We start from the raw sequence: 12842 nt of genomic DNA, 5'->3' as shown, positions 1-12842 counted from the left end.
GGGCGCGTGATCGACGTTAGATCACGCGCCCTCTCGAATGCGCGTCTCGTCGTGGAACGTGAACGGCCTGCGCTCGATCGCAGGCAAGGGCTTCTCGGACTGGCTCGCCACCTCGGGCTCCGACGTGGTCGGGCTCCAAGAGACGCGGTGTCGTCCCGATCAGGTCCCCGGGCCCATCCGTGAGCTGCCGGGCTGGCACGCGCACTTCGTGTGCGCCGAGCGTGCGGGCTACAGCGGCGTCGGTCTGCTCTCGAAGCTCGCGATCGACGGAGTCGAGAGCTCGCTCGGCGTGAAGACGTTCGACGTGGAGGGGCGCCTCCAGCTCGCGCGCGTCGGGCGCCTGCGCATCGCGAACGTCTACTTCCCCAATGGCAGCGGGCAGGAGCGCGACAACTCGCGCGTGCCGTTCAAGCTCCGCTTCTACCGCCGCCTCCACAAGCTGCTCGAGCCGTACAAGCAGGACGGGCTGCCGATCCTCGTCATGGGCGACTTCAACACCGCGCCTCACGAGATCGACCTCGCGCGCCCCAAGGACAACCAGAAGACGAGCGGCTTCCTCCCCGAGGAGCGTCGCGAGCTCGTGCGCTGGCTCGAGACCGGGTGGGTCGACACGTTCCGCGAGTTCGAGAAGGGCCCTGGCCACTACACGTGGTGGAGCCAGCGCTTCGGCGTGCGCGAGCGCAACATCGGATGGCGCATCGACCTCGTGCTCGCGTCCCCGGGCGCGCTGCCCTACCTGCGCGACGCCGCGATTCATGCGCAGGTGCCAGGCAGCGATCACTGCCCGATCAGCGTCGACCTCGACGACTCCGTGATCGGCTGAGACGTTTATCCGTACGGCGCGTCGGTTCGCCGCATGGATAAACGAGAGCCGCGGAATTCGCGTCAAAACCGCGCGGAGCTCGCCTTCCGTCTCGTGGCACGCCTGCTGCTCAGGTCGCCGCGCCACCTCGACGGAGGCGAACGACCATGCGCTCCACGGACATCCTCGCCCGCTTGTACGACGGCCTCTCGCGGCGCCCACGCCCCGAGGACGTCGCCGAGCTGATCCTCGAGCAGCTCGATGGTCGCCTGAACGCGCGCGAGCGCGTCGCGCTCGAGACTGCCGCGCGCGGCTCGCTGCGCCGCAACGCGTGGGGCTTCAGCTCCATGCTCGCCGACTTCCGGCGCGCCGATGCGATCACCGCGAAGGTCGATCGCGCCAAGCAGCTCTTCGCGAGCGCCTCGTCGTTCGCGATCACCCGCGACGAGTGCGGTGATCCCGTGAAGGTCGAGGCCTTCCTCCGCCACGTCGCGCCCGAGATCCGCGCGTCCTTCGGCGAGATCGACTGGAAGCGCGACCGCCTCGATCGCCGCGGCCGCAAGGCCGAGGGCCTCGACCTCTCGCGGCGCAAGTACAACCGGAAGTTCCGGCTGCTGCGCCGCCTGGAGGAGCGGCTCGCGAGCCTCGTGCGCGTGCGACGCCAGGTCGAGCTCACGATGATCGGCAAGTCGTCGCTGGCCTCGCGCGTCCCGCGCGATCGCTTCCTCGCGAACGCGAGCACGGCGTGCTTCGTCGCGTACTACGCGTCGCGCGCATCGCTGCGCAGCGAGTTCACCAACGGCCCGCAGCAGCGCGCGTTCGACGACATCAGCGCGATGCTGATCGCGCGCTGCGAGCGCGATCCGGACACCGACTGGCTCGTGATCGCGCACGTGCTGCCGCGCCCGGAGGTGCTCGCCCGCGTGCACGACGAGGACAAGCTCGCGCTGCTCGCGACGTGGCACGGCGTGCTCGACGAGACCGCCGAGCTGCTGCGCGTGACGTGGGAGAAGTCCCGCTTCCGCCGCGACACGATGATCGTGAAGCGCGGCGACGACAGCTCGACGTGGAACCAGCTCGCGGGCGCCTGGAACAAGGCGCGCGACGGATGGATCGCGCTGCTGCACGTGCTCGGGATGGAGGACGTGCTCGACGCGATGTGCATCGGGAAGGTCCTTCGTCTCATGGCGGCCGACGTCGCGCACTGGCACCGCGCGAGCGGCGGCGCGCTCGAGCCCGACACGGCGGTGTGGAGCGCGCTCCCGCCGCCGTGGGAGGTCCTGCGCGGCGAGGCGTGGTGCACGCGCGCCCACGTCGAGGAGACGTGTCGCGCGGTGGGTGTCGATCCGACCGCGAAGGGTTGGATCGCGCCCCGCCCGAAGGGTGAGCCGGTGCCGTTCCGGCCCACGCCCGAGCTCGTGCACGGCGTGAGCGTCGGTCATCCGGCGCTCGCGCGGATGCTGCGACGCGCGGGTTGGTTCAGCGGCCAGGTCGAGCGTCTTCGCCCGCTCGGCGCCTGAGCGAAGCTCCGGCAGACCGACACCGTGGGCTCCGCGATCGTGACGAACGTGACGATCGCGGAGCACCACGAACCTGTTCCTGGGCGGTCTTCGCCGGGCGATCGCGCTCGCGATCGCCTCCACATCCTCTGGGTAGTTCAGCGGTGGAACGCTCGGCTCTGACCCGAGTCGTCGCTGGTTCGAGCCCAGCCCCAGAGGGCTCTCTCCCCGTAGTTCAGCGGTAGAACGGTCGGCTCTTAACCGACTCGCCACTGGTTCAATTCCAGTCGGGGGGACCACTCACCACCTGGTCGATCCTTGCTCCGGGGACCAGGTTCTCCATCAGCACGTTGGGCCGACTCCCCTTTACGTCGGGATCCGAGCCCATTAGTGTGAGGCTCCGAGTTGACGATCCACGGGAACACGAACGGTCTCAGCCCCTCCGACCTTCACGCGCTCGAGCGCCTCTACCGGCGACGCGTCCCCTTCGATCGGCTCCTCACTCCCGAGCTCGCACGCTCGATGGCGGAGATCTCCGCGTCGACCGGGCGTCAGGTCGGAGTGATCGCCGATCGCAGCGGGCACGTGCAGTTCGTCGTCGTGGGCGACTCGAGCAAGCTCATGCTGCCCGACGTCGGGCGCGTGCGCGCTGCGCAGGGCCGGTTCCGCGGGCTGCGTCTCATCCACACCCACCTCACGCCCGAGGGGCTCACGCGCGACGATCTCGTCGATCTCACGCGCCTGCGGCTCGATCTCGTCGCGGCGATCAACGTCGGGAAGAACGGCGAGCCCGAGACGGTGCACTACGGGCACAACGTGCCGGTCGCGCCGGGCTCGAGCGAGTCCCCGCACCGCACGATCGGGCCGCTCTCGTACCAGGCGCTGATCGGCGAGCTGGTGCAGGTCGATCCTGCGGCGCTGATCGCCGGGCTCGAGCAGGAGTTCGCGCGGGTCGCGCGCACGCGCGTCGTCGACGCGAAGGACGGGCGCGCCATCCTCGTGCACGTCTGCGAGAAGCACGACGCGTGGCGCGCCGAGGAGTCGCTGCGAGAGCTCGCGGAGCTCGCGCGCACGGCGGGCGTCGAGGTGGTCGATCAGGTCCTGCAGGTCCGCGACCGCATCGATCCGAAGTTCGTGATGGGCCGCGGCAAGCTCGACGAGATCGTGCAGCGCTCGATGCAGGTCGACGCGAGCGTGCTGATCTTCGATCGCAACCTCGGTCCCGCGCAGGCCGCGGCGATCGCGAAGGCGATCGACCTCAAGGTGATCGATCGCAGCCAGCTGATCCTCGACATCTTCGCGCAGCGCGCGGAGAGCCGGGACGGCAAGCTGCAGGTCGAGCTCGCGCAGATGAAGTACCTGCTGCCGCGCATCGGGCAGAAGGACGACTCGCTCTCGCGCCTCACTGGTGGCATCGGCGGGCGAGGGCCCGGCGAGACCGTGCTCGAGATCGGGAAGCGTCGTGCGCGCGAGCGCATCTCGCGGCTCGAGAGCGAGCTCGAGAAGCTCGCGGTGCAGCGCCGCAATCGACGCCAGCGCCGCAACCGTCGCGACGTGCCGATCGTGTCGATCGTCGGGTACACGAACGCCGGAAAGAGCACGCTGCTCAACGCGCTCACCGGGAGCGAGACGATCGTCGAGGACAAGCTCTTCGCGACGCTCGACACCCGCTCGCGCCGCATCCGGTTCCCGGAGGAGCGCGAGGTCGTGATCACCGACACCGTCGGGTTCATCCGCGATCTGCCGGTCGACCTCTTCGCCGCGTTCCGCGCGACGTTCGAGGAGGCGCAGGACGCGGATCTGCTGCTCCACGTCGTCGACGCGAGCGATCCCGCGCTGGGCGAGCACATCAAGACGACCGAGCAGCTGCTCGGGCAGCTCGAGCTCTCGAACGTCCCGACCCTGCTCGTGCTGAACAAGTGCGATCGGGTCCCGGCGTCCGAGGTCGCGTCGATGGTGCGCGCGCGCGACGCGGTGCCGGTGTCGGCGATCGATCCGAGCACGTTCGGTCCGCTCCTCGAGCGGCTCGAGCGCATGCTCTTCGAGCGCGGCTCGGGCGTGGTCACGCGCAGCGCGACCGGGAGCGACGAGCTCGATCTCGACGACGCGATCCCGCCGTCGATCACGAGCGTGCGGCTCACCGCCGCGCGCCCCGTGGAAGAGGCTCCGGCGCCGCGCGGGCCCTACTTCGACGACGCGGCGATCGACGCGCTGATCGCGGGATCGGGCAGCAAGAGCGCGCCTGCGGCCGCGCCGGCGCGCACGCGATCGCGCGCGCGCTGAGGACGGTGGCTCACCGCGAGAGCGCGTGAGCCACCGCTTCGTCGATCCACTCGCGATAGCGATCCCCGGCGACGTTCGGCAGGTCCGTGTGATGCGCGCCCTCGACGAGGATGCGCGTCACCGGCGCGCGCGTCGCTGCGCTCTCGAGCAGCTCGGACTGTCGCGGCGAGGTCACGTCGTCCTCGGTGCCCTGCAGCAGCGTGATCGGCGTCGACGCGTCGAGCTCCGACGCGCGTGCGCAGTTGTCGATCGCGAGGTGCGCGAGCAGCTCGCGCGGGAGATCGAGGAACGCGCCCTCCTGGATCTGCGCCTCGATCGAGCACCACACGGACTCCGCGATCACGCCGCGTGGACGCGGTGCTCCGCGCTGCGCGCGCGCGGCGAGGTGGAACGTCGGGCCGCCTCCGAGCGAGTGTCCGTACAGCAGCGTGCGCGTGGGATCGATCTCGGGGATCGAGGGCACGACCTCGTCCCAGATCGCATCGATCGCCTCGTAGAGCGCGGCCTCGCTGCTCTCGCCCGTCGAGCGTCCGTAGCCGGGATAGTCGTAGATCAGCACGTGATGGCCGAGCTCCCAGAGGCGCTCGACGCGATCCCAGAAGCGCCCGAGGTGCGGGCCGTTGCCGTGCGAGTAGACGAACGTCGTGGTCGCGCCGGGGCGGCGCGCGAAGACCCAGTGCACTTCGCGCTCGTCGTCGAGCGCCACGAAGCCCTCGATGCGATCGGCCGCGGGCACGATCGACGGATGTGCATCGCTCAGATCGCCGTCGAGCTCGGGCGCCGCTTCGTCCCAGCGATACGCGTCGATCGAGCGGCCTGCGAAGAAGAACGTCTCGATCTGCACGCACGCGGCGAAGGTGAGCGCGACGACGACGAGCGCGCGCTTCATCGCACGCCCCCGGGCTGGATGCGCCAGCCGAACGTGACCGTCATCGCGCCGAAGCCCGCGGGCTCCCACGTGACGATCGAGCTGCCGTCCATCCACGGGTTGATCCACCCGAGCGCGAGCGAGAGCGCGTGCTCGCCGAGCAGCACCTCGAGCCCGAGATAGGGCGCGAGGAACACACCCGGTCGCTGATCGGGCGGCGACGCCTGCACCAGCGCGCTGGTGCCCGCGATGATCGCGACGCGGCGCTCGACGCGCTGCTCCATGTGCACGCCGAGCTCGGGGTAGTACGTGTCGTTCCACGCGTCATCGAGGTCGTACACGCAGTGCAGGCGGAGCGACGCCGACATCGCGAAGCGCGGGAAGCGCACGATCTGCGCGACGAACCCGACGTCGAGCGCGAGGATCGACGACACGATCGGCGCGAGCGGCACGCTCGCCGAGAGATCGAGATCGTCGGTGAGCCCGTAGCGACCGTGCACGCGGTGCTCGGGGATCGGCGCGGCGAAGCCGAGGTTGCTCTGCAGCGGCCCACCCACGAGCACACCGACCTCGGTGCGCCCGCGACCCACCGTGCGTGCGAGCTGGCGCGTGGCGCAGGCCGAGGTCGCGACGACGCCGATCGCGGCGAGGGCGAGCGCGAGGAACGGCCGGCGCACGGGCGCTGCTTGTACCACGGCGAGCCCGCGTGAACGGGCACGATGCTACGCTCGCGCGGTGGTCGACGCGAAGGTCACGCTCCACGTCCTGATCGACCTCCATCGAGCGCTCACGAACGAGCCCTCGCTCGAGAAGCAGCTCGACCGCGTCGCGCGTGCCGCGCTCGCGCTGCTCGAGGCGGATCACGCGTCGATCCGCGTGCTCGACGAGACGGGCACGGAGCTGCTCTCGGGCGCGCGCGCCGGCACCGGCGTGCAGTACCGGCCCGTCACCTTCGGTCGCGGCGTCGGCGTCGCGGGCTGGGTCGTCGATCACAACGAGACGGTGCGCATCGACGACGTCACGACCGACGCGCGCTTCGTCGACGTGCGAGGGCAGGGCTTCGCGATCCGCTCGATGCTCGCGGTGCCGCTCGCGATCACCGGTGCGGTGATCGGCGTGCTCGTGGTGACGAGCGAGCGCGTCGGCGCGTTCGACGCGTCGAAGGAGGACCTCGCGATCCTGCTCGCGTCGATCGCGGTCTCGCCGATCGAGCGCGCGCGCCTCGAGGAGATCGCGCTGCGCGATCCGAGCACGCGCGCGTTCGGCGCGCGGTACCTCGCGCCGAGGCTCGCGGGCGAGGTGCATCGCGCGCGCGAAGGGCGCGTCGCGCTCTCGGTGATCGCGCTCGATCTCGATCCGCTGCCCGAGCTGCGCGAGGAGCTCGGGCGCGCCGCGATCGACGCGCTGCTGCGCGTGTCGGTCGATCGCATCCTCGCGGTGGTGCGCGCGCGCGGCGTGGTGATCCGTCGCGACGGAGGCGAGCTGGTGATCGTGCTCCCGCAGCACGACGCCGACGACGCGGAGCGCATGGCGGATCGCATCGGCGACGCGCTCGCGAAGCGCGTGACCGAGCTCGGGCCGGGGCTCGAGGCGCTCGAGCTCACCGCGAGCTTCGGCGTCGTGCAGTGGGACGGCGCAGAGAGCCCGACGCGGCTCGAGCGTCGCGCCGACGACGCGCTGCGCGCCGCGAAGCAGCGCGGACCGGGCGCGATCGCCGTGTGGCCCTCGGGCGAGCGCGCGCTCGAGGGCTGACGATCCGACGTCCCACATCGGCGCTCCGCGGCGCCGAAACGGCCCTCGGCGAGCTCACCCGACTCGCGATACGCTCGCGGCCTCGTGCCAACGAACGGGAAGGAACACGACCATGGGAGCCGCAGAGTCCTGGACGCGTGAGAGCGAGCCAGCACGCCAGCCGACGCTCGACGATCTTTTTCCGCCTTCGCCGAGCGCACCTCCGGCCGAGCTCACGGCCGCATCCACCGCGTACAAACGCAGCGCCTGGCTCGCGTGCGCGGGCCTCTTCGGCTTCGTCGCGGTCTACCTCGGGCTGATCGCGTACCTCGCGCGCGTGGTGTATCGCCTGCTCGGCAACGCGATCGCCCACGGCGGCAACGTGCTCCTCGCCGCCGGGATCTCGCTGCCCGCGCTCTTCTTCATCGCGTTCCTGGTGCGCGGGCTCTTCGTCGTGAAGCACGCGAAGGATCCCTCGCTCGTCGAGCTCGACGAGCAGCGCGAGCCGTTGCTCTTCGCGTTCCTGCGCCGCCTCGCCGACGAGACCGGCGCGCCGCGCCCGCACCGCGTGTTCGTCTCGGCGCGCGTGAACGCGAGCGTGTTCTACGACCTCTCGTTCTGGAACCTGATCTTCCCGTCGAAGAAGAACCTCGAGGTCGGCCTCGGGCTCGTGAACGCGCTCACGCTCGACGAGCTCAAGGCCGTCATCGCGCACGAGTACGGGCACTTCGCGCAGCGCACGATGGCGGTCGGTCGCTGGGTGTACGTCGCGCAGCAGATCGCGGGGCACATCATCGTGTCGCGCGGCGTGTTCGATCGCGTGCTCTCGTTCATCTCGAGCATCGACATCCGCGTCGCGTGGATCGGCTGGATCATGCGGCTCTTCGTGTGGGCCATCCGCTCGGTGCTCGACACGGTGTTCCGCGTCGTCGTGCTCGCGCATCGCGCGCTCGGGCGCGAGATGGAGCTGCAGGCGGATCGCGTCGCGGTGTCGGTGAGCGGGAGCGACAGCCTCGTTCACGCGCTGCATCGCCTCGGGCCCGCAGACGAGGCGTGGGAAGAGGCGATCGCGTTCACGCACGAGGAGGCGGTCGCGGGGCGCCCGGTCGCGGATCTCCTCTCGGTGCAGTCGGCCGCGCTCGAGCACCTGCGGCGCATCCTGAGCGAGCCCGGGTTCGGCCTCACGCCCGACCGGCCCGAGAGCGCGGCCGTGCATCGCGTGTTCGACTCCGAGCTCGCGCAGCCACCGCGCATGTGGATGACGCACCCGCCGAACCGCGAGCGCGAAGAGCACGCGAAGGCGATCTACCTCGGGTCGTCGCTCGATCCGCGCCCGGCGTGGGCGCTCTTCTCGGATCCCGAGACGCTGCGTCGCGAGATCACGCGCAGCTTCCTCGCGCTGCTCTTCGCGAAGATCCCGAACGCCTCGGCCGAGCCGGTGCCCGAGGCCCAGAGCCTCGCGAAGTTCGAGGAGCGCTTCGCGCGCGCGTCGCTCGACCCGCGTTATCGCGGCGCGTACCTCGGGCGTGCGATCGCCGCGTACCACGAGTCGCCCGAGCTCATGGTCTCGATCGATCGCGAGGACGGTGATCGCGAGGCGCTGCTCGCGCGCTTCGAGGCGCTCTATCCGAGCTCGCTCGGTGAGGAGCTCGCGAAGTACCGCGAGCGCCGCGAGGAGGAGTCGCTGCTCGAGGGGCTCTCGGACGGAGTGCTCACCGCGCCGGGTGGTGTCATCCGCTATCGAGGCCGCGAGATCCCGCGCAAGGAGCTCGCCTCGGTGATCGAGGGCGTGCGCTCGGAGCGACGCGAGATCGAAGCGCGCATCCTCGAGCACGATCGCGCGTGCCGCGCGGTGCACCTCGATGCCGCGCGCGCGCTCGGCGGCGGATGGGAGGCGTACCTCGAGAGCCTGCACGCGCTGCTGCACTACGCGACCCACGCGTTCCGCGATCTCGCGGACGCGCACGGGCACCTGCACCACGTGCTGCGCATCGTGCTCGCCGACGGGAGCGTGAGCAGCGACGAGCGCGTCCGCGTGCTCTCGGCGTCGAGCGATCTGCAGCACGTGCTCGAGCAGGTGTGGTCGCAGAAGCCGCAGCTCGTGCTGCCGCCCGCGGTGCGCGCGCGCTTCGCGGATCTCGGCGGGTTCACGGTGCTCGAGGACTCGCTCGGCATGAACGACCCGTCGCCCGAGAACCTCGGCGACTGGCTGCAGAAGGTCGACGGATGGGCGGCGGGCGCGTCGGGTGATCTCAAGGCGCTCGCCGACGCGACGCTCGATGCGTTGCTCGACGTCGAAGAAGCGATCGCGCGACAGCTGCGCGAGGGGATCGAGCCCGGCGAGGCGCCCGAGCCCGCGCGCGTTCCGGAGCGATACCGCACCTGCGTCGTCGGCGCGGAGCGCGAGCGCCAGAAGAAGCTCGGGTGGTGGGATCGCTTCCAGACCGCCGACGGGTTCCTCCCCGGCGCGGCGCGCTTCGCGGTCGCGAGCGCGCTGCTGCTGCCCGCGCTGCTGATCGGCGGGCGCATCGGCGGCTCGACGGTGCACGTGTTCAACGGCCTGCCGATCCCGGTCGTGGTCTCGATCGACGGTGACGAGGTCGACGTGGGCGCCCGCAGCGCGGCGACGCTCGAGCACGACGCGTCGGAGCACGCGCACGTCGTCACGCGGACGCGCGACGGGCGGGTGGTCGAGGACTTCGAGGCGAGCGTCGGCGGAGGGTTCGCGGAGTACGCGTACAACGTCGCGCAGGCGACGGTGCTCGTGCAGTGGACAGCCGTGTACGGGCCGGGACTACCGCCGCCGGAGCGTGTGCTCGGCGCGCCGCGCTGGCGCGTCGCGGAGGAAGACGCGGTGTTCACCGCGCCTCCGACCTCCGTCTCGGTGAGCTCGCACTCGAGCTCGGCGCGTCGCACCGTGCTCGAAGCGGTCGCGAGCGCCCCGCCGGCGTCGCAGCTCTCCGCGCTGACGACCGAGGACGACCGCCTCGCGATGCTGCGCGCGCACGTGCTCTTCGATCCCGTCGACTCGCAAGCCTTCGGCGAGTGGGTCGCGTTCGCGTCGCAGACGCCCGCGATGCTCCCCGTGCTGCGCGAGCGCGCGCAGATCGAGCCCGAGGCCGTGCTCGTCGCGCGCGCGCTGCAGGACGCCGGCGACCCCGAGGCGTGCCCGCGCGCCACCGTGCGCGCGACGGAGCGACCCGACGACGCCGATCGCGCCTACGTCGCGATCCGCTGCATGACCGACGCGCAGGCGCGCCGCGCGGCGTACGCGCGCCTCTACGAAGCGCATCCCGAGAACGGCTGGACCGCGTTCGCGGTCGCGCACGATCTCGCGCGCGCGCAGCGCTGGCAGGACGCGCTCGTCGCGTGGAGCACCGCGGTGCAGACGCCCGCGCTGCGCGGGCTGCTCGACTACGCGCGCACCGAGATGTTGCGCACCCAGCGCGCCGCGGCGCTCCACCAGGACCCCGCGGGCGCGCGCGCGTTCATCGAGGCGCCCGACGGCAGCGGCGGCATGCTCGACTTCTTCCTGCGCCTCGAGTCGCCCCCTCACGCCGACGAGCCGCCGGCGTACGCGGCGTATCGACAGCTCGCGTCCGGGGCGGTGCTCCACGCGGTGCAGGCGATCGAGTCCGCGGTGCCCGATGCCGCGGGGCGCGCACCGCTCGTCGCGCTCGCCGCGGCGTCGGACGGTGCGTCGGGGGACCTCGTCCAGCGTGCGCTGTCGCTCGATCCCGAGTCGCTCGGTCCGCCGGGCCTGCACGCGGTCGCGGCGCTCGCGATCCGCGAGCATCGTGATCCCTCGCCGTACCTCGCGCGCCTGCGGGCGGTCGACGACGATCACGTCTACGACGGGCTCGCCGACGTGCTCGCGTCGCCCACGCTCGCCGACGATCCCAGCGCGCTCGAGGCGATCGCGTCGCGCGCGCTGCTCGCGACGCGCGGGCACGTGATCGCGATGGGTGTGATCGTGCTGGGCGATCGCGCGCCCACGTCGTGGCGCGACGAGGCGCGCGCGCTGCTGTTCGCGCCCGAGCGCCCGTACTTCCGCTGATCCGAGGCGCCGCTCGCGCGGCGCCCGCGCTCCGTGTCGCATATGCCTTGACAGGCATATGCTGTGGTGCGCATATACGTCCTCGTGATGCACGCGTCGTTCGCAGCGCTCGCGGAGCCGAACCGGCTCCGGATCGTCGAGCTCCTCCGCACGGGGCCGCGCCCCGTGAACGACATCGCGGAGCGGCTCGAGCTCAACCAGCCGCAGGTCTCGAAGCACCTCCGCGTGCTCAAGGAGGCGGGGCTCGTCGACGTCCAGCCGCGCGCGCAGCAGCGCCTGTACGCGCTCGAGCCGCGCCCGCTGCGCGAGCTCCACGACTGGATCGAGCGCTACCGGCGCGTGTGGGACGCGCGCTTCGACGCGATGGACGAGGTCATCGCGGAGCTGCAGCGCGACGACGAGGCTCGTGGTCGGAAGAAGACGAAGAAAGGATGAGGTCGGTATGAGCGAGACGTCGATGGAGCTCCGGGGCGATCGAGAGATCATCATCGCGCGCACGTTCCGCGCGCCGCCGCGCATCGTGTTCGAGGCGTACACGAAGCCCGAGCACGTGAAGCGCTGGTGGGCGCCGAAGTCGCTCGGCTGCGAGGTCACGTCGTGCGAGGCCGACGTTCGTGTCGGGGGTCGATATCGCTTCGTCACCCGCGCGGGCGGGCAGGAGTTCGCGTTCTCCGGCACGTACACCGAGGTCTCGTCGCCGACGCGGCTCGTCTACACGCAGGTGTTCGAGCCGATGGCCGACGCCGGGCACGCGGTCGTGACGGTGACGTTCGAGGAGCACCAGGGCACGACGCGCTACGTGTCGCACGAGCTCTATCCGTCCGCCGAGGCGCGCGAAGCGGCGCTCGCGTCGGGCATGGAGCACGGGATGCGCGAGACGATGCGCCAGCTCGACGAGGTCGTGGCCTCGCTCGTGGGGGACGCGCGGTGAGCGCGGTGGCGCGCGTCGAGGCCTCGAGCGCGCCCTCGTCGTCGGCAGTGGCCGCGCGCCTCGCGCTCGGTGCCGCTGCCGCGACGCTCGCGCTCCTCGCGAGCCTCCACGTTCTGAGCCCCGAGCTCGACCCGACGTGGCGGATGGTGAGCGAGTACGCGTACGGCCGGTTCGGGTGGGTGCTCTCGCTGATGTTCGTCGCGTGGGGGCTCGCGTCGTGGGCGCTCGCGCTGGCGCTGCGGCCGCGCGTCTCGACGCGCGGAGAGCGCGTCGGGTGGGCCTTCCTCGTGCTCGCGGGGGTGGGCCAGGCGATGGCGGCGGTGGTCGACGTGCAGCATCCGCTGCACTCGCTCGCCGCGCTGATCGGCATCCCGAGCCTTCCGATCGCGGCGCTCCTGCTCACCGCGCCGATCGCGCGCGAGCGGCCGGCGCTGCGCTGGGCGGCGCACGCCACGTGGGTGTGCGTCGTGCTGATGGCCGCCGCGTTCGCGCTCTTGATCACGACGTTCGTGCAGGCCGGCGGTGACACGTCGGCCGAGCCGGGCACCGTCACGACGCTGCCGCCCGGCGTGATCGCCGTGGTCGGTGTCGCGAACCGGCTGCTCGTCGTCGCGTACTGCGCGTGGGTCGCATCCGTCGCGTGGCACGTCGCGCCCCGCTCGTCGTGAGCG

General features: G+C 71.6%; 10 protein-coding genes and 2 tRNA genes. 10 read left to right on the top strand and 2 right to left on the bottom strand.

From position 1 onward, the window contains the following. Positions 1–37 precede the first annotated feature (37 nt). From DB32_RS30425 to hflX, 5 genes are all read left to right on the top strand, one after another. Positions 38–823, top strand: a complete 786-nt coding sequence (locus DB32_RS30425; protein ID WP_053236155.1) for an exodeoxyribonuclease III — start codon at positions 38–40, stop codon at positions 821–823. Between the two features lie 146 nt (positions 824–969). Further along, positions 970–2322: a hypothetical protein gene (locus DB32_RS30420; RefSeq protein ID WP_053236154.1), complete on the top strand. Its 1353-nt coding sequence runs from the start codon at positions 970–972 to the stop codon at positions 2320–2322. 126 nt (positions 2323–2448) lie between these two features. Further along, positions 2449–2520: transfer RNA gene (locus DB32_RS30415), tRNA-Gln, on the top strand. A gap of 5 nt (positions 2521–2525) precedes the next feature. Next, a tRNA-Lys gene (locus tag DB32_RS30410) sits at positions 2526–2600 on the top strand. 223 nt (positions 2601–2823) lie between these two features. Beyond that, positions 2824–4584: a GTPase HflX gene (hflX, locus tag DB32_RS30405; RefSeq protein ID WP_240481270.1), complete on the top strand. Its 1761-nt coding sequence runs from the start codon at positions 2824–2826 to the stop codon at positions 4582–4584. Between the two features lie 10 nt (positions 4585–4594). On the opposite strand, the gene DB32_RS30400 is transcribed toward hflX, so the two are convergent. Further along, positions 4595–5473 carry an alpha/beta hydrolase gene (locus DB32_RS30400; protein WP_053236152.1) on the bottom strand — a complete coding sequence of 293 codons (879 nt, stop codon included), beginning with the start codon at positions 5471–5473 and terminating at the stop codon, positions 4595–4597. Beyond that, positions 5470–6129 (bottom strand): hypothetical protein, encoded by a 660-nt coding sequence (locus DB32_RS30395; protein WP_053236151.1) that lies wholly within the window; start codon positions 6127–6129, stop codon positions 5470–5472. The genes DB32_RS30400 and DB32_RS30395 overlap by 4 nt, the downstream gene beginning before the upstream one ends. A 58-nt stretch (positions 6130–6187) precedes the next feature. Between DB32_RS30395 and DB32_RS30390 the strand changes: the two genes are divergently transcribed. The 5 genes from DB32_RS30390 to DB32_RS30370 all read left to right on the top strand — a co-directional run bounded on the left by DB32_RS30390 (position 6188) and on the right by DB32_RS30370 (position 12839). Beyond that, complete coding sequence (locus DB32_RS30390) at positions 6188–7204, top strand: sensor domain-containing diguanylate cyclase (protein ID WP_053236150.1); 1017 nt, start codon at positions 6188–6190, stop codon at positions 7202–7204. A 112-nt stretch (positions 7205–7316) separates the two neighbouring features. Continuing rightward, positions 7317–11240 (top strand): M48 family metallopeptidase, encoded by a 3924-nt coding sequence (locus DB32_RS30385; protein WP_053236149.1) that lies wholly within the window; start codon positions 7317–7319, stop codon positions 11238–11240. Positions 11241–11327: 87 nt separating this feature from the next. Further along, positions 11328–11675: an ArsR/SmtB family transcription factor gene (locus DB32_RS30380; RefSeq protein ID WP_053239008.1), complete on the top strand. Its 348-nt coding sequence runs from the start codon at positions 11328–11330 to the stop codon at positions 11673–11675. 7 nt (positions 11676–11682) lie between these two features. Then, on the top strand, positions 11683–12171 hold the full coding sequence (locus DB32_RS30375) for an SRPBCC family protein (RefSeq protein WP_240481268.1): 489 nt from the start codon (positions 11683–11685) through the stop codon (positions 12169–12171). Then, positions 12168–12839: a DUF998 domain-containing protein gene (locus tag DB32_RS30370; protein ID WP_053236148.1), complete on the top strand. Its 672-nt coding sequence runs from the start codon at positions 12168–12170 to the stop codon at positions 12837–12839. Before DB32_RS30375 ends, DB32_RS30370 begins: the two co-directional genes overlap by 4 nt. The last annotated feature ends 3 nt before the right edge of the window (positions 12840–12842 follow it).

The sequence above is a fragment of the Sandaracinus amylolyticus genome, from assembly GCF_000737325.1.
GTDB lineage: Bacteria > Myxococcota_A > Polyangia > Polyangiales > Sandaracinaceae > Sandaracinus > Sandaracinus amylolyticus.
The sequence above is the reverse complement of the archived record's forward strand: the minus strand, read 5'-3'. Positions and strand labels throughout refer to the sequence as shown.